The following is a 26,097-nucleotide window of genomic DNA, read 5'->3' as shown; positions in this document are numbered from 1 at the left end:
AGACCTCCATCATGAGATTGGGGATACGCCGAATGAGGAAATAGTAATAAAAAATAGTTACCATACGTAATGAAAATATTGAACATCGTTAAATATTATGATCCCTGTCAGGGTGGGATGGAATCAGTGGTTAAAAATATAGTTGAAGGTGTTGTTGCTATTTCAGATGCATCTGACTTTACGGTTTATTCCAACAATCATTTGAGGAATTTTAGTAAGGACACTAAACGATATGATAGGATTAAAGTGATCAAAGAAGCGACCCCTTTTTACTTGAAAAGCCAGCCACTTAATTTAAGATATCCCTCCTTAAAAAAATTAATACAGGATCACGATGTGATTCATCATCATTATCCTTTTCCGACGATGGAGTTCACTTTACTGCGGTATTTGAAAAACATGGCTAATAAAAAATTTATAATTACTTGGCATGCCAATATTAAAAACTCTAGATGGAGCTGGATTGAAAAGATGTATAATCCAATGACTGAAAAATTACTGGAAAGAGCGGATGCAATAGTGGTAACATCACCACAACTTTTTGAAGCATCTGATATCTTACAAAGATACAAACAGAAAGTTACCGTTATTCCATTGAGTTTTGATCCCAAATATTCCTTTTCTCAAAGTAAAAAATATCCTGAAAACCGATGTTTTCAGTTGCTTTTTGTTGGTAAATTGAGGAAATACAAAGGCGTTGAATACTTAATAAAAGCAATCGAGACTTTAAATGTAAAACTGACTGTTATTGGTAATGGGGAAGAGCAGGCTAATTTGGAAGAATTAGTAGATGCCTTAAGGATCAGGGATAAAGTTTGTTTTATTGCCAATGCCAGTGACGAAAAATTAGCGCAAGTGTACCATTCTTCTGATTTGTTTATTTTGCCGAGCATTAATGAAGCGGAAGCTTTCGGCGTAGTGCAATTGGAAGCAATGGCAAATGGTTTACCGGTTATCAATACCCGTTTAGATTCAGGAGTTCCTTTTGTTTCCACAGATGATTATTCGGGAATTACAGTGGCACCAAAAAATTCAGCAGCTTTACAAAAGGCGATAGAAAAAATAATTAACAATAAACCATTGTATGAATTTTTTTCTTCAAATGCACTAGATAGGGTGAAACTATTTTCCAGGGAGAAAATGTCAGAAGCCTATTTACGTTTATATACAAATTAATGCGTAATTCAATTATAATTACAGGCGCTTCGGGATTTGTCGGATATAATCTTCAAGAGTATTTGAAAGATGCACATGATGTCCATGCTATGAGAGTACGTTATGTGGCCAATCAGCGATTTGATTTGGCCTGCGATGCCATTATTCATCTGGCCGGCAAAGCACACGATTTAAAAAAGGTGTCTAATCCAACGGATTATTACGAAGCTAATTTTGAGTTAACCAAACAATTGTTCGATTCGTTTTTAGCATCAACAGCTTCTGTTTTTATATTTATGAGTACTGTAAAAGCGGTAGCAGATGCCATCGACGGAATCCTAACGGAAGAAGCAATGCCAAATCCTAAAACCCATTACGGGATAGCCAAACAGCAGGCCGAACAATATCTTTTATCTCAGGAATTACCGAATGGGAAAAGAGTTTATATCCTTAGACCTTGTATGATTCATGGTCCGGGAAACAAAGGGAATTTGAATTTATTGTATCAGTTGGTTTCTAAAAGATTGCCATGGCCTTTGGGCGATTTTAAAAACGAACGTTCTTTTTTGAGTATTGAAAATCTTTGTTTTGTAGTTCAAGAATTATTAGAAAATGCGATGATACCCTCCGGAATTTATCAGGTTTCGGATGATATAGCATTATCGACCAACGAGCTTATTACTTTATTAGGGAGTAGTTTAGGCGAACAAAGCAGAATTATAGCTATCCCATCTCCTTGGATAAAAGGCATCGCCAAATTGGGAGATCACTTGCACTTACCCCTTAATACGGAACGTTTGCAAAAACTGACTGAAAATTATGTCGTAAGTAATAAAAAAATTATTAAAGCGATAGGAAAGCCTTTGCCTATTGCCTCAAAAGAAGGTTTACTTAAAACATTTACTTCCTTTAAAAAATAAATTTTTGTTTTGGTCTCAACTTTGCCTCACCTGACAAAAAAAAACATAACTAGAGGCCATTTGTATTCAATTATAAAACAAAGTCCTCTTCAATATTAAATGTTAATTAAATAAAAATGATTTTCGAAAAAACCCCAATACACGATTTAATCCTAATCACGCCAACTGTTTTTGAAGATTCGCGCGGGTATTTCTTCGAAGCTTACAATCGAGCCAGATTTTTAGAAAATGGGATAGATTATGAATTTATACAAGACAATCAGTCCTTCTCTACCAAAGGAGTAATTCGAGGTTTGCATTTGCAAATTAATCCTTTTGCACAGGCTAAATTAGTACGTGTGTTGCAAGGAGAAATTCTCGATGTAGCGGTAGATTTAAGAAAAAATTCAAGTACTTACGGGCAGCATTTTAGCGTAGTTTTGAGTGCCGAAAATAAAAAACAATTAATGGTGCCTCATGGGTTTGCGCATGGTTTTTCGGTTTTGAGTGACACAGCTTCCGTGCTGTATAAAGTTGATGGTGCGTATGATAAAAATAGTGAAAGAGGTATCCGCTATGATGATCGTACTTTGGCCATTGATTGGCAATTGCTTCCGGATGAAGTACTTGTTTCTGATAAGGATTTGATATTGCCGGAATTTGATTCCATTGACTGGGAGTTTTAAACGTTTAACCGCAAAGTTCTTAAAAGGCACAAAGTTTTTGTGTTAGCAAAGTCTTTCTAAGAGTTTAACGTTCAAAGTTTATAAAAGTATAAAGTTTAAAGTTTCAAGTTGTCTGTACTATTGATAATTGAATTGCAAAGTTCACAAAGAAGATGTGGAGTATTCTAAATTATATGACTGGAAGTGTTCAGTGTTTAGTCGTAAAAATTGCAATTCAGACTGTTGAATTTCACCGTAATCTGAATCCATATTTAAAAAAAAAATACAAATCGTTTGTGCATCAAACTATTGCTACAGTATAAAATACACTTGAAATCCTAATGCTTGAGTGCAAAAAAAAATAAAATAAAAAAAATTTTAGTAACCGGATCGAAAGAACAGTTTACTTCTGAATTAACCCGGTAGTCAAAAATATATTCACAATTTGAATGAATTTTTACGGACCGTCAAGAGCTAGATTTGTGTAGTTAAGAACAGTTAGCAAAGCAATTGAATTTTCTTAATTCTCAGATTATTATTAATTTTGCCGCACACATTGTAGTGGACAAAGCCGAAACTGAAGTTGAATTGGCTTACATGCTCAATCATCAATCAATAGCTGTTGTTGCAAAATGGAGCCATGGCAACTTGTGTTAACTGATACACATACTTACTGATTATGTTTTTAACGGAACGGCAGCCACCGCATTAAACAAAAATGAACCAACGAAACCCATTAATGTATGTGGTGTCACCAAATTAGCGGGTGAAAAGGCATGCTTACAACAAAATCCGGATGCGATTATAATCCGCACCTCTTGGGTTTATTCCAGTGTTGGCGCTAATTTTGTCAAAACAATGTCAAAATTGATGCTAGAGCGAGATCATCTGAATGTTGTAGCTGATCAGATAGGAAGTCCTACTTATGCCAATGATTTGGCACAAGCCATCTTGACTACTGACACACACACGATAATTGTCAGTCCGGGATTTATAATTTTTCTAATGAGGGCGGAATCAGTTGGTATTAATTTGCTTTAGCGATACAGGAAATTGGTGGTTTTGACTGCGAAATTAACGGAATTCCCACCGTTAATTATCCAGCACCGGCAAAACGACCAGCCCTTTCTTTATTGGATAAAAGCAAAATAAAAAATACGTTCGGGCTTTCCGTGACTGAATATTAAGTTAGTTTAGAGAAATGTATAATGTTGTTGAGTAGTTAGAAGTGATCAGTTGTTTTAAAATAATAAACAATGAGAGGAGATCATGCTCGCAGTTTTCCTTTCGCTCCAGCGGCAAATATAGCTGAAAACAGGAAATTGCTTTTTAATATGATTTAAGAGTTAACAAAAAAAGTTACTACGTGTTTAAAACTAATTAAAACATCAAAATAAAATGAAAAAAATAGTAATTACCGGTGGTGCCGGTTTTATAGGGTCTCATGTGGTACGACTTTTTGTAAACAAGTATCCACAGTATCAAATTTTTAATTTAGATGCGCTTACTTATGCAGGAAATCTAGAGAATATAGTTGACATAGAAGCAGCTTCCAATTATACTTTTATCAAAGGGGATATTGTTGATGCCGCTTTTATTGATCAATTGTTTGAGGAACATCAATTTGATGGTGTTTTGCATTTAGCAGCTGAATCACATGTAGATCGTTCCATAACGGATCCGCTTTCTTTTGTAAAAACAAACGTGATTGGAACGATGAATTTGTTGAATGCCGCCAAAGCAACTTGGCAAGGCAATTATGAAGGAAAGCGTTTTTACCATATCAGTACCGATGAGGTTTATGGTAGTTTGGGTGCCGAAGGACTCTTTACAGAAACCACTGCTTATGATCCAAATTCCCCGTACTCTGCCTCTAAAGCGAGTTCAGACCACTTTGTAAGAGCGTATGGTGAAACGTACGGTTTGCCTTATGTGTTGACCAATTGTTCCAATAATTATGGCCCTTTTCATTTTCCGGAAAAATTAGTTCCTTTGTTTATCAATAACATTATCCAGAATAAACCTTTACCGGTTTATGGTGATGGAAAATATACCCGCGACTGGCTTTTTGTTGAGGATCATGCTGTAGCGATTGATTTGGTATTCCATGAGGGAAAAAACCACGATACTTATAATATTGGCGGTTTTAATGAATGGCAGAATATCGATTTGGTCAAATTGCTTTGCAAAATAATGGATGACAAATTAGGAAGAGCCCAAGGAACTTCAGAACAGTTAATTGCGTATGTTAAGGACCGCCCTGGCCATGATTTGCGCTACGCTATTGACGCCAGTAAAATCAATACAGAATTGGGATGGAAGCCTTCGGTTACTTTTGAGCAAGGTTTGGAAAAAACGGTTAACTGGTATTTGGAAAATCAAACCTGGTTGAATAATATCACTTCTGGTGAGTATGCGACTTATTACAAGAAACAGTATAATTAGTTTTTAATGTTCAGATTTTAGAAGTTAGTTTTGAGGTATTAGTGTTCAGTAGTAAGTTATCAATTATTTATTGAGAATTCAGATTTTAGGTAATGATAATTAACCTATTCAAAGTTCAGAGTCAAAACACTATAATTATATTAATATGAAATCGGCATTAAAAATGAGTTTGTGCAAGCAAACACCAATGCCTAAATAGCGATAGCAAAAATGATTAATAAATAATAAATTTAACATTTATGAAAGGAATTATTTTAGCCGGAGGTTCCGGAACCCGTTTGCATCCATTGACTTTAGCAATGAGTAAACAAATGATGCCCGTGTATGACAAACCGATGATTTATTATCCGTTATCCACTTTGATGATGGCAGGAATTAACGAAATATTAATTATTTCTACGCCTCACGATTTGCCTAATTTTAAAAAGTTATTGGGCGATGGGTCCTCTATTGGGTGTCGTTTTAGCTATGCGGAACAGGCTTTGCCTAATGGTCTTGCGCAAGCATTTGTTATTGGGGAAGAATTTATAGGTTCTGACAGTGTAGCACTGGTTCTTGGGGACAATATTTTCTTTGGTTCTAATATGGATGAATTATTGCAATCCAACACCAATCCAGATGGTGGAGTGGTATTCGCCTATCACGTTTCGGATCCGGAACGGTACGGTGTGGTTGAATTTGATGCGGATTTTAAGGCACTTTCAATCGAAGAAAAACCACTGGAGCCTAAATCCAATTATGCCGTACCGGGACTTTATTTTTATGACAATTCAGTTGTTGAAATTGCCAAGAATATTCAACCAAGTGCGCGTGGGGAATATGAAATCACAGATGTCAACAAAGTTTATTTAGAAAAAGGGGCATTGAAAGTTGGGATTTTAAGCAGAGGTACAGCCTGGTTAGATACCGGAACTTTTAATAGTTTGATGCAAGCCGGACAATTTGTTCAGGTAATCGAAGAACGTCAGGGACTTAAAGTAGGCTGTATCGAAGAGATTGCATGGAGACAAGGTTTCATTACAGAGCAACAGTTGAAAGATTTGGCAGAACCATTAAAGAAATCCGGTTACGGAGAGTATCTTTTGGGATTATTGAAAAACAAATAATAAAACAAGCAGACTAGAATTTGTTGTATTTTAAATGCCTTAATTTTAAGGTGTTTGATTCTTAATATCTTCTACTTTACCTGCCTTCACTACACTACTTCTCATTGAAAATGGAATACATTCTACTGATTCTTTTATTTGTAAGCATAGAACTTCTTTATTTTAAAATAGCAGAGGCATGTCACATTATTGATACACCCAATACCAGATCGTCACATACGGCTGTCACTTTGAGAGGTGGCGGTATCATTTTTCCTATTGCGACATTTATCGCATTTTTTATGGGATATGTTTCCTGGCCCTTGACTGCTGCAGTTGTATTAGTGGGCGTGGTCAGTTTTATCGATGACATGAGACCGCTACCACAGCTGCCTCGATTTTTAGCACACCTTATTGCTGTCGGATTGGTTTTTTTTGAACTCAATTTGTTTTACCAGCCTTTATGGATCTTGCCCATTTTACTCGTATTGATGATCGGCTGGGTTAACGCTTTTAATTTCATGGACGGCATCAATGGAATAACAGTTTTGTATGCAATGGCAGCACTACTCAGTTTTTCTTTTTTGCCCATTCACAGTGCCCATTTGCCCTTATTGCTAACGATGGGATTAGCTTGTATTGCTTTCGGAATTTTTAATGTTCGGAATAAAGCGAAAACCTTTGCAGGTGATGTGGGAAGTATTAGTATGGCGTTGTTTTTAGGGTATTTTATGATAAAAACTATATTTGTCACCGGACAAGTGGGGTATATTCTTTTCTTCTCCGTTTATGGTATTGATGCTGTTGTCACGATTGTCAGCCGATTGATGAAGAAAGAAAACATATTTCAACCGCATCGTTCTCATTTGTACCAATATCTTGCCAATGAAATGGGACACTATCAAATTGTAGTGGCTTTTATTTATGCGGTACTGCAACTGATTATTAATGGACTAGTTGTTTTTATGGATGCCAGAGGACAATTATCTTTGTCATTTGTTCTTATAATTTTAGCAGTTTTGACCTTGCTTTATATCCTTATCCGTTCGTTCGTTCATCGGAAAATGATTCTTAGAAAGTCGTAAACAATTGTCTCTTGTCATATTTTTTTCAATTAGTTTAATATTCTTTTTGACATTTGTTTTAATATTATTATAAAATCGGTGAATTACCAGCGTATTTCTAAGTTTACGACTAGTTAGTTTTAATTTTGTTTCCTTTTTGTAATCAAGTTGAAAAACTATTTCTATATTACCAGCACAACCTTTTAAAATACTATTTTGAGTACTATTAAAAACACAAACTCATCCGTTATGAAACCAAATTTTTTATCCAGAGAAAATTTGAAATTTAGCCTGTCTAATTTAAGTTATTTGCCCAGATGGATCGTCGTACTGATCGATGTCATAGTGTTAGTATTGTCTTGTTTTCTTACCATTATGCTTTTTAGGGGAACAGGATTAAATTTTGTTATTACACCAAATCCCATTAAATTCTTGTTTCTTTTTTTTGGGGTGAATATTTTCTTTTTTTGGATTTTTAGAACGTATTCCGGAATTATTCGTCATTCTTCCTATATTGACGCTGTAAAGATTTTGTTTTCTCAACTTGGAGTACTCTTCATATTTTTGCTTTTTAACTTCCTGTATGAATTTTTCTTTGGTGTCAAAGCGTTTTTAAATACCGCCTTGTTCATCAATATTGTATTTTCTTTTTGCGGATTATTTTTATACCGTATTTTAATCAAACAGTTATTTGAATTTTTTTTCTCTGTCAAAGGAACCAATAAATTAATAAGAGCAATCATTTACGGTACAGATGCCAATGCTATTTCGGTTGCGAATGCCTTAAAATTTGAAACTCCCACCCGATTTAAAATTGTTGGATTTGTAGATAAAAACAATCAAAATACGGCTAAGCGTATTATGGACCTGCCGATTTTGTTCAAAAAGAAAAAATTACCCCCGTTGATGCGCTCCATTAATGCTCAGGCCGTAATTATTGCAGATAAAAGTTTATCAAAAGAAGAACAATTGCTTATTGTAGATCAATGTTTAGAGTTTAATTACAGCGTTTATACTGTGCCATTGATTTCCGATTGGGAAAATCAAAAAGAGATTTCTCAAAAAATAAAAACGATTCAAATTGAAGATTTGCTGGAAAGAAAACCGATACTTTTGGATAGTAAATTAATTTCAAAACAACTTAAAGATAAGGTCATTTTAATCAGTGGTGCGGCAGGATCTATTGGAAGTGAAATCGTACGGCAGGTAATCAGCTTTAATCCTAAAACAATACTTATTTTGGATCATGCCGAAACGCCCCTGCATCATTTATCTTTAGAAATACAAAGTCATGTTTCCTCTACTACCATAGTCACCATTATTGCTGATGTAAGAAATAAAGAAGTATTAAACAGTATTTTTAAAACCCACTTGCCTCAGGTTGTCTATCATGCAGCGGCGTATAAACATGTGCCTTTAATGGAAGAAAATCCTTCACAAGCGATTCTTACCAATATTGAGGGAACCAAAAATCTCGCCGATTTATCGTGCTTGTATAAAGTCAAAAAATTTGTAATGATTTCCACTGATAAAGCTGTGAACCCCAGTAACGTGATGGGTGCCAGCAAGCGAATCGCCGAAAAGTATGTGCAATCCCTGCAATTCAAAAATGCGAATGACGGAGAAAAAAAGACTACTAAATTTATTACGACACGATTTGGAAACGTATTGGGGTCGAATGGTTCCGTAGTTCCTTTGTTTACAAAGCAAATTGCCAGCGGCGGCCCTATTACCATTACGCATCCTGATATTATCCGGTATTTTATGACTATTCCTGAAGCATGTCAATTGGTTTTGGAAGCTGGAGCTATGGGTAATGGAGGAGAGATTTATATTTTTGATATGGGTAAACCCGTCAAAATTATTGACTTGGCGAGAAAGATGATTAAACTGGCCGGTTTTACCCCTGAAAAAGACATCAAAATAGCCATAGTCGGATTGAGACCGGGCGAAAAATTATATGAAGAATTGTTGAATAATACTTCAAAAACCCTACCCACGTATCACGAAAAAATTATGATAGCGGAGGAGGTTTTAGATGATTTTAATCTACTAAATCATGCTATAGATGAACTTATTGTGTCAGCCAATCAATTTGACAATGACCGAATGGTCGCCCAAATGAAGCAAATTGTACCTGAGTTTAAGAGCATGAATTCTACTTTTGAATTATTGGATAAGTAGAATTTTATTTAGGAATGTTGCACCAGAAAGGTTGTAAAGTATAGGTGCTTTACAACCTTTTTTTATGGTATTAATAGTAGTTCAGACCGGAGTTTTAGCAGGTTTTATTCTTCAAATTTTTCGCAACGAATTTCACGAATTTATACGAATGTGAGAGGTTGTATTTGCTGTTTTTAAAAAGGTCTTTAAAAAGTAGTTTTGGATTTAGTAATTCATGTGGTACTCCTCCGTTTTATAAAAAAGATTTCTTTTCGTTTTGATCCAAGTTTTAAACAGATTTAAAAAGGTAGCTGATATCAGTTTGGAAAGGGTCAAACTTACTTTTAAAATCATTAGATCTACTTTAGTTTATCCAAATTTAAAAAACTGATTGTTCTCTATCGCTTCTTTCAACGGGGTTGTGTCTTTGATGGCTACTTTTTGATTAAAGGCAGCGATATGGTTGTCATGATGCACATCCGTTCCTACGTAAGTGTACATCCCTTTTTGCAACAATTCTTCTGCTATTTTAGTAATAGCACCGCCATAATACCCCACGGTGGATAATAGGTTAAGTTGGAACAAACAACCTGCTCTTTTTAATTTTACGTATTCATTAAAATTACTGTGGTAGAAAAGGTAGCGTTCAGGATGTGCCAATACCGGTATGTATCCTGCTACCTGTAAATCGAAAAGTATCGAGTATAATTGGATTGGTGCATTGATGTACGACATTTCCACCAGCACATATTTGTCTTTTAGGGTCAATAAATCACCCGATTGAAAAAGACGCACAAATTGATCATCCATCAAATACTCGGCCGCTGCTTTGAAGGGAACTGTTATTGCATTTTTTTCCAATTCAGCCAATGTGCTTGCTCTCTTGGCGAGAATTTGTTCGTGAGTATTGTCCCAAACATGTTGTATAATGTGTGGTGTGGTGATAAATTCGGAAATACCGAATCCCTGCAGTGCTTTTATCAGTCGGAGCGTATCTTCAAATATTCTGGCGCCATCATCAATTCCGGGTAACAGGTGGGAATGGATGTCAATATGATGCTCCGGAATTAAGTCTTTCAGTACAGATTTTGATTTGAATAGTGAAAACATGGTACAAAAGTAGCAAAAAGTTTTTAGTATTAAGATTTTGTTTAGTGTCAGCTTTTGACCACCGTGATTGAAAAGGTATTGGTATTTCAGAGAAGTCTAGCAGCTTTTTTAATTGGATTGTGATTCAGTAACTTATGATTAGTTTACTGAAACGTTTTTGAATCCAAAATTTATGTAACTTTAGATAGCGAAATCTTTTTCAAGATGCAAATTGGGAATTACTTTTTTTAATTTTTCCAATATCAGCATCAGTTCAAGTATTTTATAAACTAAAAACTGTATTAAAATGTTACAAAATATAGTAATGGAACGAAAAATTTATGCCTCCGAAGAGCATAAAATGATGCAAGAGATGATTCAAGAATTCATTTCGAATGATATTATAGATCATTTAGATGAATGGGAGAAAAATGGGATGGTATCCCGTGAAATATGGAAACGAGCGGGGGAATTAGGATTGTTGTGTGTGGATATGCCTGAAGAATATGGGGGAGGAGGATTGGATTTTACATTTAATGCTTTGTTAATTGAAGCGTTTGCCAAAAAAGGAATAACCGGTCCCGGGTTTTCATTGCACTCCGACATTGTAGCGCCTTATTTATTATATTATGGAACCGAGTCACAAAAACAAAAATATTTGCCGTTGATGGCCAAAGGAGAAGTTATTACTGCAATAGGAATGACGGAACCTAGTTGCGGGAGTGATTTGAAAGCCCTTCGAACAACGGCAGAAGATAAAGGAGATCACTACTTGGTAAATGGTCAAAAAACATTTATCACCAATGGATTTATGTGTGATATGGCTGTCGTGGCTGTCAAAACCAATCATAATTCGGATGAGGAGGGTGTTACGTTACTTATTTTAGAATCAACAATGGAAGGCTTTCATAAAGGAGTTCCCTTCAAAAAGATTGGAATGAAATCACAAGATACGTCCGCGTTGTTTTTTGATAATGTTAAAGTTCCAAAGGAGAACAGGCTGGGAGATGAAAAAGCAGGATTCAAAATTATGATGCGGGAACTGGCTCGAGAGCGACTTACTGTTGGGATTACGGCGGTTGCTACCGCTGAAGGTGCTATCGAAAATACTATAAGCTATACCAAGCAACGAACCGCTTTTGAGAGCCCTATTTCCGGATTTCAAAACACCCAATTTAAACTTGCGGAATGTGCTACCCAACTTCAAATACATCAGGCTTTTTTAGATCGATGTATCGAATTATTAGTAGATCATAAATTGACAACAGAAAGTGCTTCGATGATTAAATATTCGGCAACCGACATGTGCGGGAAGGTCGTCGATGAATGTTTGCAATTGTATGGTGGTTATGGCTATATGTGGGACTATCCAATTGCTCGTATGTATGCTGATAACCGTGTGGCACGTATTTATGCCGGAACAAATGAAATTATGAAAATAGTCATTGCTCGCGGATTGTTTAAAGATCTGTGATGAGTAAATTGATGTTATATAATAAACAAGATTCTTGGTTGGCGAGAAGGGCTCAAATAAGGAAGGAGCGATGATTCAAAAAAAAGAAATTAATAATCGTCGTTAGAACCAATGATACTGGCGGAATGTAAAGATTACATTGTGACCAGCTTGAAGATTATTCGTGTAAATAATTAGGCAAAATATTTAATAAACACATTTGCAAATCTGCATCAATGAAAACAGACAAATGGACTGGATATGATCCGTTAAAAAAAGAGTTTGATTTGAAACAGATAATAAGTGACAAAGGCAAATCTTGAAAAGAATTAAACACTACAATTTATCGTGTGAAATCTTGGTTGAGAAGTACTTTTTCTTAAGTTCATAAAGTGCATTTTCAGAAGTATGTAGACGAGTTTAGTGACCGTATTGATAGGTTAATTTATAAGGAAAACATCTTTGACCTACTTTTAAACACAGTTGTGAATACTCAAAAAGTTTTATATCAAGACATTATAATAAGTTTACACCTCAATAAAAAATAATACTAGTTCTGCTAATAATACAATCTAAAATCGAGAAGTTTGCAAAGAGCATAGTTTTTTTGATGTAATTCTTCTACAATTTCTATGATGTCATCTTGTTCTTCAAACAAGCAAAAGAAAAGTTTATCAAGGGAACTGCTGGTTATGTTTTGGTGGGAAGCCCCATAACCGGAAACTGCGCGTGCTCCTGTAACATCTAAAAAATATTGCGCCTCATCTGGGCTTAAGTCCAGTACTTTTGCGTTTGCAAAATGCAGAATTTTTCCTTTCATTTTTCCTTCAAAGAGTTCGGCTATTTCTTCTAAGCTATAATAATATTCATTCAGGCAAATAGTATTTCCTTCGCCTTGCATTACGAAGTAAATGATTTCATAATTGGTAAAATTATGGTCTTCATAAAGCAGAGAATTTAAACTTTCTTCTAATCCTTCAATAGAATCACATGTTTTATAAATGCTTGTAATGCCTTGTTCAAAAGCTAATTGCTCTAAGTTTTTGACCACTTCAGTTGTCTTATTTATGTCTACATCAGGAACTGCTTCAAGGCAGAAAATAAAGGTATCAGAATCCATGAATTTTAGTTTATTGAGATGATTTTATTACGAACGACTATTTTTTTGAAATACAAAACTTTAATTAGTGACATTTTTTAAAGGATAAAAACAATTAACGTTTATTCCAAAAGTTAATATGTTTTCTGCGGATTACTTGTTTGCCGACTTTATAATTTCATTTTGTAAAATTACTGCAGAATAAAATTCGTTGTTAACATTTAATAATAAATAGTTGTTAACGGATTGCTGTTTTATTTGTTTTAAAAATAAAAAATAATTTAGTTGGCGAGGATAATTTTAGCATAATAATGCCACCGCCAAATTGATTGTCCATAATTTAATATCGGAATATTATTTAGAAAGTACTGCTTTCTGAAAAAGTTACTATTATTTTGCGTCTCCCGTTTTTTGTTTCTTTACTACTTTTTATTTTTTATTTGTCAAGAAACTTCAAAGACTAAAGCCTCATTACCGACTGAAGATACCACAACAGAAAATAGCATTCAGGCGAGAAAGTTTAGACTTAGGAATGACAAATTATGCAAATCAAAAGTTGGATAGTGCTTTTTATTTTTATAACCGTTCCAAAATTTTATCTGAGTTAGAAAACGATAGTCTAATAATTGTCTATAATTTAGTTCAAATGGCTGTTATTCAAGAGGTTTTTGGGGATTATGTAGGGAGCGAAAAAAATCTAATCGAAGTCTTGCCTTACTCACAAGGGAATTTACTTTATCAAGCATCGGCGTTTAATCAGTTGGGGATTTCATCTAAACAACTTTTTAATTATGAGGACGCCTCGTATTATTATGACAAAGCTTGGATATATCGCGAAAGAATACGCATCGTGCTGCAGTTGATGCAGATGCAGCCTCTATGTTGTTTTCTAAATTACTAATATGCGATTAAGTGGGTCACATTGATCAAATGATTAAAAAAACAGCACAAGATCAGCTTTTATCTCCTAATCTACCACCGGATGATTTTCTTAAATTGCGCAAAAGAACGGGTGTTTATTATTTTTATAATGCAGTGAAAACAGTTATTTATGTTGGAAAAGCGGTTAATTTTAAAAAACGAGTAGCTTCTCATTTCGCTTGCAAGAATATAAGTTTACAAAGACAAAATTTTTCACGAGAAATTTGTAGTGTATCATTTGAAATTTGTGCTACGCAATTAATGGCACTAGTAGTAGAATGTGTAGAAATCAAAAAACTATTGACAGCATACAATCGTGCGCTCAAACGCTTTATGCTTAAACATGGTCTTTACCAAAGTGAAGATAGAAATGGGTATTAGATTCAATTAATTAAAACAAGGTACTGTGAAATTTTATTGCTTTATTGTGCATTTTACCTAAAAACACACAAAAGTAATATCTCCATTAGAAATTTAAACTAAATATTATCTTTTTGCCTTGCTGTAATTGTTGATTAACCAGTTGGGTGCAATTATTTTGAAGTAAAATAAAGTGATTAGATATTGGTCAAGACGCTGATTTTTAGTGTCGTGATGTCGACAAACAACCCAATATCTAAGTTAATATAGTAAAAAATTATTTTAGAGTTTTAGAAGTTATTACTTCTTTTAATATTGTTTAAAATATAGAAATTCGAGCTGGAAGAAGATTTAAAATATCTGATCTAGAAATAGTTGCATTGAGCCTAACTTCTGAAGATATGTCTATTGATGGTGAAAATTCATTTTTTAATCAATTACAAAAAGGAGAAATTCCTAATTTAATGAAGCGAAGTCAATACAATAAAAGGAGAAAAAAGTTATTCCATTTTACTGAAAAACTCAGACAACATTTGTACTCAAAATTTATTTAATTTGAAAACTATTTTACAGTATCCAGTATGACACTTGAGATTTGTAAAATGGCTAGACATAACAGAATAAAAATATGTAAAGATGACTTTCACACTGCGCCTGATAAAGGTTTTTGTGCATCACAAAATACTTGGTTTTATGGTTATAAAATTCATGAAGTTTGTAGTATTTCAGGAGTTTTTCAATCAATAGATATTACAAAAGCAATTGTTCACGATGTACATTTGTTAAAAGATTTAAAATATCAATTATCTAATTGTGTGCTACTGGGGGACAGAGGTTATTTGTCTGCAGCACAACAATTAGACTTGTTTGAAAGTGCAAATATCAAATTGGAAACATCATTGAGAAAAAATCAAAAAGGATATAAAAAACAACCAAATATCGATAGAAAATCAAGAAAAAGGATTGAAACTTTATTTTCTCAATTGTGCGACCAATTTATGATTAGAAGAAATTATCCGAAATCTTTTAAAGGTTTTAAAACAAGAATTTTGGCTAAAATAGCAGCGTTAACTTTGGTACAATTCATCAATAATTTTTTTTTGATTGAACAATTAATAATATTAAAACACAAATAATTTAATTAGACACTACGGGTTACATAACACTTTTTTAATTAGTCAGTTGATAACCCCATTTTTGAAATCCACTGTTCCTCTATTCCCCAATTTTTATTAGGTAATGCACCTGTTTCAATGATTAGGGTTCCGCCATTAATGATCTCTTCCTGCGTCAACCAATTCCTAAATAATGCCTGACCATTTAAACGAACCGATTGAATATAAAAGTGATCTTTATTGTAATTACTAACTTTGATGTGAAATGATTTTCCGTTTTCCAAATTTAATTTTACGTTCTTAAAGATCGGAGCGGTTAAGTAATATATCGGGCTTCCAATATTTGCCGGAGACAAACTTATACTTCGCATAACAAACCAGGAGGACATCGTACCGGCATCATCATCCATAGTGCGTACATAGGCTTGAGGTTCGTTCTTATAGATCCTTCCAATGTAGGAATCAACGCCTTTACTGTTTTCATTAAAATAAGCCTGAACGACCGTATCCAACATAATATTCCGAAACAGTTTTTGTGATTTCCAAGGTTGGGAACTCGCATTATACAGGCCCGGAACTTGTAAATCTGGCTGATTCGCATGGTTGTAATTGTCCTCAGCAAAAAACTGATCCAATTGCTTTAAAAAAGAAACTTCTCCACCTGTTAATTTTTTGAGACCTGACACATCAAAAGGAACAAACCAGCGATATTGCCAGACCGTACCTTGATACATGCCACGCGCAGGCATTTTATCGATATCTTTCAGCGACAAATCAGCGAAATCTTTTTCCCAATAGCGTTTATAGCCTAACGCTTTATTCAAATACTTGGCACTCAATAAGGAGTCTTTGGTAATCTTCAGGATTTCCGAAAGCGCCCAACTGTCGTAAGAAGATTCCAAAGCCTTGTCAGGTGTGTTGTATTCCAATCGATCCACTTCTGCGATTAGGGAATCTTTTATGGTGTTAAAATCTACCGGATATCCTTTTTTATACCCGTCTAATAAAACCACAATCGCGTGTTCTGTGCGCACTGTGGGTGAGGATTCGTGCTTTGTTGCCCAATTATTTTTCCCATACGGATACAAATTTGCAATAGATTTTACTATGGGTCCAAAACGTTCCGGATAAGCCAATGAAAGCATGGGCAATTGCTCGCGATAATTATCCCAAATAGCCCAGCCATTGTATACAGGGCTGTTGGATTTTTGAATGGAACCGTCAATCGCCTTGTAAGTGCCGTCCGTTTCTGAAACTAAAAACGGCGCTTGTAATCCTCGGTACAAAAGTGAATAAAACAATTCTTCCCGATCTTTTTCGCCATCAACTTCTATTCTATTTAAATGATCGTTCCACTCTGCAGTTGTTTGCACAGCTAAATCCTGTATCGGCATCGTTTCTATTTTTCCTTTGGCGAAAGCCGTACTCACAGAGGAAAAACCGACACGAACGACCATTTCCTTGTCATCTGCATTAGCTTCAACACGATACTGATGATCGGCAATTTTTGTTATTGTTCCCAAATTAGAGAATTCCAGCACATAATAAATGCGATATATTCCCTTATCACAAGTGGTTTGGGTATCGATCCAGCCACTGATGTTTTTTGTTCCAATTACATGCTCTTCGGCTACAAATCGATTTACAAAAGCGTGCGATAAATCAATATGCAGCCCCGCTCCCTTCCGCGGAAATTGATAATGATGCATTCCAAAATTATGTTTCACACTCATTTGAGCCTGAATTCCATTTTCGAATGCTACCTGATAAAAACCCGGTGAAGCTGATTCTTGTTTTTTTAGCAATAACGTATTGGAATCATTACCCAAAATTGGTTTGATTAATAAATTTCCTCCACTTCCCAAACAACCCACTCCTTCGATACGGCTATGGGTAAATCCCAAAAATTCTTTGGCCAGATGCTCGTAACCAGAATGAATATGTGGATAAGTTTGCGGGCCTATACTCATCATATTGAAGGGAGAAGAAGCAGATGGAGACATTTGTCCGTGATCGCCAGAAGTACCTAAAAAGACATTTACTTTTTCTACTGGCGATGATGCCAAATTAGCACTATTATTTTTTAAAGACTGGCAAGCTACTGTAACGATTGCTAATCCTAAAACTAATATTTTTTTCATAATATATATTTATGGATCCAATGGATCAATTGGATTTTGATGCAAGGATTCCGCATTGGGTAGAAATTCTATCGCAGTCGAATTTAATCTTTTTAAAATAACTGCGGGCAAATAACCCAATTCTTCCATACAACGCGCATTAAAATTTGCATTTCCCACATAATTACTATGGTTACTATTTGTAACGACGATACTTTTTTTGTCAAGCGGCATTTGATATGCAATCATTAATCTGGCTGCATTACGCAAATTAGTTGTGGTATGTCTCGCAAAAGGATCAATAAGAATATTTTCTTCGGAAATATGATGCACGTCCATCAGTTCTTTTTTCATTTCGATCGCTTCACAAAAAGTAGCTCTAAATGGATGAGTATGACCTCCGGAAACAATAATTAAAGGAGCTTTCTTGGCTTCATATTCCAGCACACCCAATTGCAGATTTAGTTTTCCAATGGCGGACAATCGGTCTTGATAATTTTCCGGTCCGTTACCCAAAATTAAAACAGAAGCGTAATCAAAAGCATCAAAATCAATTTTTTTTATATGGGCAATTGTCTTCTTATTCTCCTTTTCTTCCAAAGGTTCGTAGCGAGCCACTTCATCTCGATGGTTCATATACAAAAGCGACAAACTGAATTCCAGACTTTCCTGAAAAAACAGCGTATTTCCTTTCGGCTTCTTATTGTGAAGAAAATCAGACCACAAAAAAACAGATCCTTTGTAAAATTCAGACCGTACATCATAAGAAACCGAATCCATTTTAGCATATTGCGGGGCTTCCCCAAGACCATATACCTTCATGATACGATTCATTCCCTGAGCACAAAGTTGCCATGCTTTTAGTAATAATTCCGTATTGGTACTGTTTTTAAAATTCTCGTATTTCCCAGAATTACGCAAATTATTTTTTACAAAATCTTGAAGTACCTTTTCGTCTTTCATCAAAATTTGAAGTTCCTCATCAATATTTTTGAGTTCTTTTTCTTCAAATTGATACCCATTGATTAAGCAGGAAAGACTGTCTTTGCAAGACGTTAGTTTGTTTCCAATCTCTTGCTGATGATTCTCAAAAATTGTTTTGAAAACACTATTCTTTTCTAGCAGTTGACTAACGGCTTTATCGTTTTGAATAGCAGTCAACAAATAAAAATTCTTGTCCTGAATCACCGAACCCGATTTAGAAGAGGGATAATCTAGTCCAAATCCTTTTTCTTTTTGGCTGTAGCCTGAAATATAAATAAGCGCAAGTAACAGGTAAATTATTTTTCTCATCTTTTTTAATAAAAAATTGGGCAATCTTTTTAATTGCCCAATTTATTTTAATTTTTTAAAAGCCTTTATTTTGGGTTACTGTACCTATTGGCAATGCATCAATGTAGCGCTGTGGTATCGGAAAATATTCGTTTTTCCCTTTGGTAAACACAGCATTTGTCAAATGCGTTCTTCTTGTTTTCTCTACGGTTAGATACTTATTTAGAACAGTATCTGCTTCTCCCCATCGAACCAAATTAAAGAAACGGTGGCCTTCCATAGCCAATTCTAAACGGGTTTCTAAATGTACCGCTGCTCTTGCAGCAATTTTATCGGTCCAAATAATGTTATACGGTTTAACATTGTAATTTGCAGCATTTGCGCTTCCATCTAATGTTTTTACATAAGCAGAATTAGCGGCACGATTCCGAATTTGATTCACTAAAATTCGCGCATCATCTATTTTTCCAATTTCTACAACGGCCTCTGCTCTCCATAAAACAACCTCAGCATATCTAATAATATAGTAGTTCAGAGCATTTACATAAGGCCAAACAGTAACGTGAAAAGCAGATTTAGCAGAAACAATTCGCTTTTTAGGAGCAAAGGCACCATACGTTGCCAAATCTCTTGCCCAGCTGTCTTGGTATAAAATGCCTAAATCCTTATAAGGGATTCCCGGACGTCCTATTGTAACATCGATACGTGGATCTACATTATCACTAGATACAACGTTGATGTTGTTTTCCAATGGCAAACCGTTAGCATCGGTTTTAAAGGCATTCACCAGATTCTGTGTAGGACGGTGAAAACCATATTGAGAATAAAATGGACCTCCTGGCGCCGATAAACGATCTCCAATACTTCCGTTGTACGAACTAGGTTGACCATCTTTTACAGAATGTTGAATAGCAAAAATGACTTCCTTATTATTATCATTTTCTGGTAAAAATATTTGCTGAAAATCAGCTAGTAAGCCATAATTACTAGTCATTATTTCAGCAGTAGCGTCGTAAGCCAATTGCCATTTGTTTTGAAAAACATAACATTTAGCCAAATAAGCTTTAGCCGCAATTTTGGTTGGTCGTCCCAACTCTGTTTGTGTAACTGGCAAATCGGCATTAGCCAATTGAAAATCATTCTCGATTTTAGTCCATAATTCATCTGAGCTGAAAGTCGTATTGGATTTGGCATAATCAGCCACTGAAGATGCCGTTTCATCAATATACGGAATGCGATTGTATATTTTTTTTAACTCAAAATAAAAATGACCTCTTAAGAATCGCAATTCTGCCATTCGTTTGACTTTCAAACTGGCTTCAAATTCAGACGAGGCATGTAATAAACGCATGGCTTCATTTGCCCGTTTCACCCCTTCGTAAAGTGCCACCCATTTACGTTCTATATCCAGCGTCGTTGAATTTTCGTTGTAAATTTCCATTTGGTGAATATTGTTCTGATCTCCAGTTCCACCACCGCCTTTGTAACTGTCGTCCGAAGTGACATCTCCAAAACTCCAATTCGAACTTGGTGAATTAAGGGCATTTGAGGCTCCGTCAATTTGTCCGTTTAAAACGCTGTACGCTGATATAATGGCGCGTTCTACATTAGCCGGCTTCGTCATTTCGGAAGGATCAACTTCACCGTATGTAACTTCTTCTAAAAATGTATCAGAACAAGAACTCATTTGAAGTCCTAAAACCAGAAAAGCTACTATTTTTATTGTGTTTTTTATTCGCATCGTTTTTAAATTTAAAAGTTTAAATTACAGCCAAAAGTAAATGTTCGTGAAGTGGGATAAATTCCTCTATCGATACCGATATCTAGATTTCGGTTGCTTGAAGAATAACTTTGCAGCCCAATTTGTGGTGTCAAACCGCTATATTTGGTAATCGTAAATACATTACTCGCCTGTCCATACAAACGTAATTTCATTCCGGCTAGAACTTCTGGAGCAAAAGTATAACCCATTTGTAAATTGTTTAGTTTAAAATACGAACCATCTTCTACATAATACGAAGAAGGTCGAATGTTGTTATTTCTGTCATCTAAAGACAATCTTGGAATAGAAGAATTAGGATTGTCAATCGTCCAGGCGCCTAATAATGCACTATCTTTATTGTAAGCAGCCTGATTAAAGAAATTAGTTTTGTATTTTGTTAGATTATAAATATCGTTTCCAAAACTTCCGTTAAAAAACATTCCTAAATCAAACTGTTTGTATTTCAAATTGATATTAAAACCCAACATGATATCTGGATGAGGAGAACCAATAAAAGCTCTGTCATTATTGTTAATTACTCCATCACCATTTACATCTTTAAATTTAAGATCTCCTGCTTGCGCATTGGGCTGCATCCCATAATCGGCAATTTCTTGTTGACTGCGAAATAAGCCTTCGGAAACAAATCCATAAAAAGATCCAATAGGTTGTCCAACGGCACTTCTGGATATTTCCTGACCAAAATTTACTGTATGCAAGGAAGAACTAGGAATTCCTAAATAGGCAACACTATTCAAAGTGGTCAATTCATTTTTGTATCCCGTCAAATTTAAAGAAAGATCATAGGAGAAATCACTAATTTTATCGGCATAGTTTAAATCCAATTCAAAACCGCGGTTTTTCATTTGCCCGTCATTAATCCATTGTCCGTCATTTGTACCTCCATTAGTTAATGGAATTACATTATAGACCAGAATATCATTGGTCTCTTTGTTGTAATATTCTGCCGTAACATTTAATTTATTATTAAAAAAACCAAGATCCAACCCAATTGTTTTTTGAGTAGTAGTTTCCCAAGATAAATTAGCATTTGAAACTCGCGTTTGTGTTAATCCTGTTGAAATCACATTTTGACCTCCAATGGCATAATCAGAATAATTATTGTTATTGGAATAACTATCAACCGTAGAATAGGAAGGCAATTGTTGATTCCCAGTTTGTCCCCAACTGGCACGAAGTAAAAATGAAGTAAACGTATCTCCAAAATCAAAAAATTCTTCCTTATCTAATCTCCATCCCCCAGAAACTGCCGGAAAAGTGCCCCAGTTGTTATTGGCTAATCTTGAAGTTCCATCCCTTCTAACGGTAGCACTTACAATATATTTTTGATTGAAATTGTAATTTACCCGACCAAAATAGGAGTTCAAAGCCCATTCATTTGCAGTTCCCGTGTTTAACTGATTTTCAGTTCCGTAACTTAAGTATCTGAAATTTGGATCTTCATACAGGAAATTTTGGCGAGAAGCACCAAAACCTTCATAATAATATTTTATCGCTTCTTGCCCTAAAAGAACATCCAGATTGTGTTGACCAAATTGTTTTTGATAATTTAAAGTATTGGATATCGTAAGTTGATAATTAAAATTGTTGCTTGTCGTTAACGCATTTTTTACATTTTGCGAAAGAATCTCATTAAAAACAGGTGAAAAATCTCTGTAATTAAAATTTTGAAAGTCCAGTCCCAAAGAAGTTTTAAAAGTAAAATCACTAATTTTTACACTGGCAAATACATTCCCTAAAGCCTGAATTCGCTTTTGGTTATTGTCTTTGGCCCGCGTTAAACTTCCTAATGGATTCGAAATATCATTGATTGGGTTACCCGCAAAATTTCCGTTTATATCATACACCGGAACAATCGAAGGAAACTGTAGAGCATTGTAAACAATACTTCCCAAAGAGCTATTAGTTCCTGTTGCAACTTGCTCGGAATAAGAAGCCGTAAAGTTTTCGCCAATAGTCAGAAAATCTTTTACTTTATAACTAGAATTAAATCGCGCAGAAAAACGCTCAAATCCAGTGTGCTTTATAATTCCTTCCTGATTAAAATATCCAAGTGTAAAAGCATGTTGACTTTTTTCATCTCCTTTTGACAGCGATAAATTATAGGAATGAACCGCTGCAGGTCGCATGATTTCATCAATCCATTTTACATCACCACTGGGAATCGTATTGGCAGCGTTAAGAAAAGCTGGAATTGTTGGTGCGTTGGGATTACTACCATAAACACCACTAGCTGGTATTTTATTATCATTTTTAGTTGCTTGCCAAAGTAAATCTCCATACTGTTGCGCATTCAACATCGTAGGTAAATTAAAGGCTGATTGAACACCGGAATACCCATCAAATTGTATTTCAGTTTTACCACTTTTCCCTCCTTTTTTAGTGGTTAGTACGACAACTCCATTAGCGGCACGAGAACCATAAATTGAAGACGAAGCAGCATCCTTTAATACTTGAAGCGTTGCTATATCGGCTGGATTGATCCCATTTAAACCATTGGAAGCAGGGACCCCATCAATAATTATTAACGGATCATTATTGTTAATGGTGCTAAACCCGCGTACCCGTATAGACGAACCTCCTCCAGGGCTATTGTCACTCATGATTTGAACTCCGGGCAAACGACCTTCCAGCATTTCAGTTACATTCGCTTTAGGCTGTGATACAATCTCTTTCATTTTTACCGAAGAGACTGAGCCGGTCACATTTCTTCGTTGTTCTGTACCATAACCCACTACTACAACTTCGTCTAATTGAGAAGCCGATTCAAAAAGCATGACTTTTATTTCTGTCTGGTTTTCAATATTGATTTCTTTAGTCTCAAATCCGATATAACTAATCGACAAAATCGTTGTATTTGCAGGAACATTAATCGTGAATTTCCCGTCAAAATCAGTGCTTGTCGCTATAGTTGTTCCTGCTACAAATACAGAAGCTCCGGGAATAGGCAAATTAGATTCATCTAAAACCGCACCAGTGATTTTTCGGTTTTCCTGATTCTTTTTTGCAGTGCTTTTTGGAGTAATCTCAATCAATTCTTTTACCAAAACACCGTTTTTAGTGATCTTAAAATCAAGACTCACTTTGGTTTTTAAAACCGCTAATACTTGATTTAAATCTTGATTATATATGGAAATAGAAATTTTCTTTTGAAGAAAATTTTGGTCTGACATATATATAAACTTATTGTTTATCTGCTGTTCTATAAGAGTGAAAATTTGCTTTACAGAAGCGTCTTTTAAGTTTAAATTGATCTTTTCTTTTTTAGCTCTATTTTCTTCGACAATACTTGTTTTCGAAGTTTTTGAATAAGTGACCCCAACACCAAATAGTAGTAATAAGGATAAGGTTAGTATAATTTTTTGTTTCATTTTATGTATAATTATTTATTATTGTTTTTAACAAACTAAAACTGGTCTTAAAAAAATCAGTTTTTTCAACTAATTATTAGATAGAGTTTAACAAGCCTCTCTTTTTATAGGATTCCAAAGCTTTACTAATGTATTTAAGCGCAATAGCTATATGATTTTCAACCGTTTTAGGAGCGACGTTTAAAATTTCCGCAATTTCTTTATATTTTAAACCATCAATTCTGCTGAGTTCAAAAGCCTGACGCGATTTTTTAGGAATAATATCTAATATTTCACGTATCAAATTGGTATTTATTTCTTTTTGTTCATTTTCAATAATCTCTTGTTCCCTACTAGGCGAAAACATAAAATTTATAGTTTTTTCTTCGTCAATTTGTTGGTAAAACTTTTCTGATTTCCGTACTGTTTTTAAACTGTTTTTTACTATTACATAGATATAAGATTTAGGGTTTTTAATTTTATCAAGAATATTTCTGTTGGTCCACAACTGAATAAAAATATCAGCGACTTTTTCTTCGACAAGACAAGGGTTCGATTCATAATTAGATCCAAAACGACACAAAGGAGTATAATATCTATTAAAGAAAAGTTGCATCGCCTCATATTGTCCATTCTGAATTTGCTGAAATAAATAATCGTCGGAAAAGCATTCACTACTGCCCATTTTTGTTTGATTAATTTTCATGGCTCTTACTTATCTCAATGTTATTTTTAATGGTTTTTTTAATACTCACATCTGAAATAAACTCTAGAGAAGTTATAAATTCATCAATGGTCTGGTTTTTAAAAGCACCTTTTATACGCTTATTTGCAATGAAAACGTCCTTGATAATAAAATTTACTCCATAAAATTGATTGATTTTTGGGAGTGCATCTTCGAATTTCTCATCGTCCAGAAAGAGTATATTGTCTTTCCATGCAGCAACCTTATTAACGTCAAAGTTCCTTTTGATAACGGCTTTGGTTTTGGCATTCCAAACCAATTCTTCATTTGGTAAAAGGTTAATTTCATCCTTACTTTCTTTGAGAACTATATTTACCTTTCCTTTTGCTAAAGAAACCGTTTGATCAATGGTATTGCTGTTAATATTAAACTCGGTTCCTAAAACTTTCACATTAAAATCATTAGTATGGACAATGAAAGGGGAATCACTATTTTTTGTCACTTTAAAAAAAGCTTCTCCTTTTAACCAAATACCTCTTTGTTCCCTAAAATCGTTGAAATATTTTACTTCACTGCCCGAATTTAAAATAACAGTACTGCTATCCGGTAAAATAAAAGTAAGCCGCTGACCTTTCGGTGCGATTCTATGATTAGTATATTCAGATTTTGTCATTCCAATGAAATAAAAGCCCAGACAAAAAACCAAAAGGAAAGCCATCGAGAGTACTACCTTATTTTTTTTGGAAATATTTACGGATTTATGTTTTTCTGGTTTATTATATTGATTCAGTATTTTTTCAAAGGAAATCGTTTGTTTTGGCAATTCACTATTAGGATAACTAATCCAAATGGTTTGAAAATTTTCAAAAATAGCAAGGAGATCATCATCTAAAGACAATTCAATTTCAAATACGGATCGCTCTGCTTTTGACATTTCATTGGCAAGATACCGCACACATTTTTTTTCCTTCTGACTAACATTCAGCATAAATATTTCCCTTTACTTATAGGAGTCAAAATAAGAGAAATACCCCTAGTTTTCAATACCATCAAATCAACTCGATATTGTTAATGAATCGTTAAAGTGTTTAGTCAGGTTGATTTTTACACCCTTACTCAAGATGTTGTAGCCTATTCGATTTGGTATAAAAATCAATCTTATTGAAAGGATAATTGAATTTAAAAGTGATTTAGCCTGAATAACAAAGTATTTTCATAGGTTAACTTGAGGCGAAGGCTAAGCATCGATTTTCCCTAACCATAAAATTTACTATTGGGAATAAAAAAAGGGAAAGACTACTTATTGACGTAGAGACAGAACAACGTAATGTTAGGAGGATGAAATTATTAATACCTTTCAAATGTGTTTACTTA

At 34.6% G+C, this 26,097-nt stretch carries 20 protein-coding genes and 1 pseudogene; 13 read left to right on the top strand and 8 right to left on the bottom strand.

Going from position 1 to position 26,097, the window contains the following annotated elements; genetic code table 11:
* Positions 1-69 precede the first annotated feature (69 nt).
* The 9 genes from ACP7AQ_RS10120 to ACP7AQ_RS10080 all read left to right on the top strand — a co-directional run bounded on the left by ACP7AQ_RS10120 (position 70) and on the right by ACP7AQ_RS10080 (position 9,497).
* Positions 70-1,176: a glycosyltransferase gene (locus tag ACP7AQ_RS10120; RefSeq protein WP_426063495.1), complete on the top strand. Its 1,107-nt coding sequence runs from the start codon at positions 70-72 to the stop codon at positions 1,174-1,176.
* Positions 1,176-2,075, top strand: coding sequence for an NAD-dependent epimerase/dehydratase family protein (locus tag ACP7AQ_RS10115; protein WP_426095388.1), 900 nt, complete (start codon positions 1,176-1,178; stop codon positions 2,073-2,075). The genes ACP7AQ_RS10120 and ACP7AQ_RS10115 overlap by 1 nt, the downstream gene beginning before the upstream one ends.
* 116 nt (positions 2,076-2,191) lie before the next feature.
* Positions 2,192-2,740, top strand: coding sequence for a dTDP-4-dehydrorhamnose 3,5-epimerase (rfbC, locus tag ACP7AQ_RS10110; protein ID WP_426063497.1), 549 nt, complete (start codon positions 2,192-2,194; stop codon positions 2,738-2,740).
* A 489-nt stretch (positions 2,741-3,229) separates the two neighbouring features.
* On the top strand, positions 3,230-3,376 hold the full coding sequence (locus tag ACP7AQ_RS10105; protein ID WP_426095387.1) for a sugar nucleotide-binding protein: 147 nt from the start codon (positions 3,230-3,232) through the stop codon (positions 3,374-3,376).
* Positions 3,377-3,760 carry an SDR family oxidoreductase gene (locus ACP7AQ_RS10100; protein WP_426095424.1) on the top strand — a complete coding sequence of 128 codons (384 nt, stop codon included), beginning with the start codon at positions 3,377-3,379 and terminating at the stop codon, positions 3,758-3,760.
* A gap of 357 nt (positions 3,761-4,117) precedes the next feature.
* Positions 4,118-5,164 carry a dTDP-glucose 4,6-dehydratase gene (rfbB, locus tag ACP7AQ_RS10095; RefSeq protein ID WP_426095386.1) on the top strand — a complete coding sequence of 349 codons (1,047 nt, stop codon included), beginning with the start codon at positions 4,118-4,120 and terminating at the stop codon, positions 5,162-5,164.
* Positions 5,165-5,403: 239 nt separating this feature from the next.
* On the top strand, positions 5,404-6,270 hold the full coding sequence (rfbA, locus tag ACP7AQ_RS10090; protein WP_426095385.1) for a glucose-1-phosphate thymidylyltransferase RfbA: 867 nt from the start codon (positions 5,404-5,406) through the stop codon (positions 6,268-6,270).
* A gap of 110 nt (positions 6,271-6,380) precedes the next feature.
* Positions 6,381-7,334 (top strand): UDP-GlcNAc--UDP-phosphate GlcNAc-1-phosphate transferase, encoded by a 954-nt coding sequence (locus tag ACP7AQ_RS10085; RefSeq protein WP_426095384.1) that lies wholly within the window; start codon positions 6,381-6,383, stop codon positions 7,332-7,334.
* A gap of 228 nt (positions 7,335-7,562) precedes the next feature.
* On the top strand, positions 7,563-9,497 hold the full coding sequence (locus tag ACP7AQ_RS10080) for a polysaccharide biosynthesis protein (protein ID WP_426095383.1): 1,935 nt from the start codon (positions 7,563-7,565) through the stop codon (positions 9,495-9,497).
* A 348-nt stretch (positions 9,498-9,845) separates the two neighbouring features.
* On the opposite strand, the gene ACP7AQ_RS10075 is transcribed toward ACP7AQ_RS10080, so the two are convergent.
* A complete protein-coding gene (locus tag ACP7AQ_RS10075) occupies positions 9,846-10,586 on the bottom strand; it encodes a tyrosine-protein phosphatase (RefSeq protein ID WP_426095382.1) in 741 nt (246 codons plus the stop codon).
* Positions 10,587-10,872: 286 nt separating this feature from the next.
* Here ACP7AQ_RS10075 and ACP7AQ_RS10070 point away from each other — a divergent pair, with 286 nt between their 5' ends.
* Positions 10,873-12,039, top strand: coding sequence for an acyl-CoA dehydrogenase family protein (locus tag ACP7AQ_RS10070; RefSeq protein WP_426095381.1), 1,167 nt, complete (start codon positions 10,873-10,875; stop codon positions 12,037-12,039).
* Positions 12,040-12,577: 538 nt separating this feature from the next.
* Here ACP7AQ_RS10070 and ACP7AQ_RS10065 read toward each other — a convergent pair.
* Positions 12,578-13,138 carry a DUF6642 family protein gene (locus tag ACP7AQ_RS10065; RefSeq protein WP_426095380.1) on the bottom strand — a complete coding sequence of 187 codons (561 nt, stop codon included), beginning with the start codon at positions 13,136-13,138 and terminating at the stop codon, positions 12,578-12,580.
* A gap of 511 nt (positions 13,139-13,649) precedes the next feature.
* Between ACP7AQ_RS10065 and ACP7AQ_RS10060 the strand changes: the two genes are divergently transcribed.
* From ACP7AQ_RS10060 to ACP7AQ_RS10050, 3 genes and pseudogenes are all read left to right on the top strand, one after another.
* Positions 13,650-14,018 (top strand): hypothetical protein, encoded by a 369-nt coding sequence (locus ACP7AQ_RS10060; protein ID WP_426095379.1) that lies wholly within the window; start codon positions 13,650-13,652, stop codon positions 14,016-14,018.
* Between the two features lie 29 nt (positions 14,019-14,047).
* Entirely contained in the window at positions 14,048-14,419 is a 372-nt protein-coding gene (locus ACP7AQ_RS10055) for a nucleotide excision repair endonuclease (protein WP_426095378.1), read from the top strand.
* Positions 14,420-14,697: 278 nt separating this feature from the next.
* Positions 14,698-15,539 (top strand): annotated as a pseudogene (locus tag ACP7AQ_RS10050) (IS982 family transposase).
* A 33-nt stretch (positions 15,540-15,572) separates the two neighbouring features.
* Here ACP7AQ_RS10050 and ACP7AQ_RS10045 read toward each other — a convergent pair.
* The 6 genes from ACP7AQ_RS10045 to ACP7AQ_RS10020 all read right to left on the bottom strand — a co-directional run bounded on the left by ACP7AQ_RS10045 (position 15,573) and on the right by ACP7AQ_RS10020 (position 25,711).
* On the bottom strand, positions 15,573-17,654 hold the full coding sequence (locus tag ACP7AQ_RS10045; RefSeq protein WP_426095377.1) for a glycoside hydrolase domain-containing protein: 2,082 nt from the start codon (positions 17,652-17,654) through the stop codon (positions 15,573-15,575).
* 9 nt (positions 17,655-17,663) lie between these two features.
* Entirely contained in the window at positions 17,664-18,926 is a 1,263-nt protein-coding gene (locus ACP7AQ_RS10040; RefSeq protein WP_426095376.1) for a YdcF family protein, read from the bottom strand.
* Between the two features lie 55 nt (positions 18,927-18,981).
* A complete protein-coding gene (locus ACP7AQ_RS10035; protein ID WP_426095375.1) occupies positions 18,982-20,646 on the bottom strand; it encodes a RagB/SusD family nutrient uptake outer membrane protein in 1,665 nt (554 codons plus the stop codon).
* 11 nt (positions 20,647-20,657) lie between these two features.
* On the bottom strand, positions 20,658-24,059 hold the full coding sequence (locus ACP7AQ_RS10030) for a SusC/RagA family TonB-linked outer membrane protein (RefSeq protein ID WP_426095374.1): 3,402 nt from the start codon (positions 24,057-24,059) through the stop codon (positions 20,658-20,660).
* Positions 24,060-24,135: 76 nt separating this feature from the next.
* Positions 24,136-24,744: an RNA polymerase sigma factor gene (locus ACP7AQ_RS10025; protein WP_426095373.1), complete on the bottom strand. Its 609-nt coding sequence runs from the start codon at positions 24,742-24,744 to the stop codon at positions 24,136-24,138.
* Positions 24,734-25,711, bottom strand: coding sequence for a FecR family protein (locus ACP7AQ_RS10020; RefSeq protein WP_426095372.1), 978 nt, complete (start codon positions 25,709-25,711; stop codon positions 24,734-24,736). Before ACP7AQ_RS10020 ends, ACP7AQ_RS10025 begins: the two co-directional genes overlap by 11 nt.
* Positions 25,712-26,097 lie beyond the last annotated feature (386 nt).

It is taken from the genome of Flavobacterium sp. DSR2-3-3, from assembly GCF_049896585.1.
Classification (GTDB): Bacteria; Bacteroidota; Bacteroidia; order Flavobacteriales; family Flavobacteriaceae; genus Flavobacterium.
The sequence above is the reverse complement of the archived record's forward strand: the minus strand, read 5'-3'. Positions and strand labels throughout refer to the sequence as shown.

Excerpts from the sequence above, each read along its gene's own strand:
- ACP7AQ_RS10115 (WP_426095388.1), top strand. The coding sequence starts at position 1,176 with ATGCGTAATTCAATTATAATTACAGGCGCTTCGGGATTTGTCGGATAT.
- rfbA (WP_426095385.1), top strand. The coding sequence starts at position 5,404 with ATGAAAGGAATTATTTTAGCCGGAGGTTCCGGAACCCGTTTGCATCCA.
- ACP7AQ_RS10045 (WP_426095377.1), bottom strand. The coding sequence starts at position 17,654 with ATGAAAAAAATATTAGTTTTAGGATTAGCAATCGTTACAGTAGCTTGC.
- ACP7AQ_RS10080 (WP_426095383.1), top strand. The coding sequence starts at position 7,563 with ATGAAACCAAATTTTTTATCCAGAGAAAATTTGAAATTTAGCCTGTCT.
- rfbC (WP_426063497.1), top strand. The coding sequence starts at position 2,192 with ATGATTTTCGAAAAAACCCCAATACACGATTTAATCCTAATCACGCCA.
- ACP7AQ_RS10035 (WP_426095375.1), bottom strand. The coding sequence starts at position 20,646 with ATGCGAATAAAAAACACAATAAAAATAGTAGCTTTTCTGGTTTTAGGA.
- ACP7AQ_RS10055 (WP_426095378.1), top strand. The coding sequence starts at position 14,048 with ATGATTAAAAAAACAGCACAAGATCAGCTTTTATCTCCTAATCTACCA.
- ACP7AQ_RS10065 (WP_426095380.1), bottom strand. The coding sequence starts at position 13,138 with ATGGATTCTGATACCTTTATTTTCTGCCTTGAAGCAGTTCCTGATGTA.
- ACP7AQ_RS10070 (WP_426095381.1), top strand. The coding sequence starts at position 10,873 with ATGTTACAAAATATAGTAATGGAACGAAAAATTTATGCCTCCGAAGAG.
- ACP7AQ_RS10060 (WP_426095379.1), top strand. The coding sequence starts at position 13,650 with ATGACAAATTATGCAAATCAAAAGTTGGATAGTGCTTTTTATTTTTAT.
- ACP7AQ_RS10020 (WP_426095372.1), bottom strand. The coding sequence starts at position 25,711 with ATGCTGAATGTTAGTCAGAAGGAAAAAAAATGTGTGCGGTATCTTGCC.
- ACP7AQ_RS10075 (WP_426095382.1), bottom strand. The coding sequence starts at position 10,586 with ATGTTTTCACTATTCAAATCAAAATCTGTACTGAAAGACTTAATTCCG.
- ACP7AQ_RS10030 (WP_426095374.1), bottom strand. The coding sequence starts at position 24,059 with ATGAAACAAAAAATTATACTAACCTTATCCTTATTACTACTATTTGGT.
- ACP7AQ_RS10040 (WP_426095376.1), bottom strand. The coding sequence starts at position 18,926 with ATGAGAAAAATAATTTACCTGTTACTTGCGCTTATTTATATTTCAGGC.
- ACP7AQ_RS10085 (WP_426095384.1), top strand. The coding sequence starts at position 6,381 with ATGGAATACATTCTACTGATTCTTTTATTTGTAAGCATAGAACTTCTT.
- rfbB (WP_426095386.1), top strand. The coding sequence starts at position 4,118 with ATGAAAAAAATAGTAATTACCGGTGGTGCCGGTTTTATAGGGTCTCAT.
- ACP7AQ_RS10025 (WP_426095373.1), bottom strand. The coding sequence starts at position 24,744 with ATGAAAATTAATCAAACAAAAATGGGCAGTAGTGAATGCTTTTCCGAC.
- ACP7AQ_RS10120 (WP_426063495.1), top strand. The coding sequence starts at position 70 with ATGAAAATATTGAACATCGTTAAATATTATGATCCCTGTCAGGGTGGG.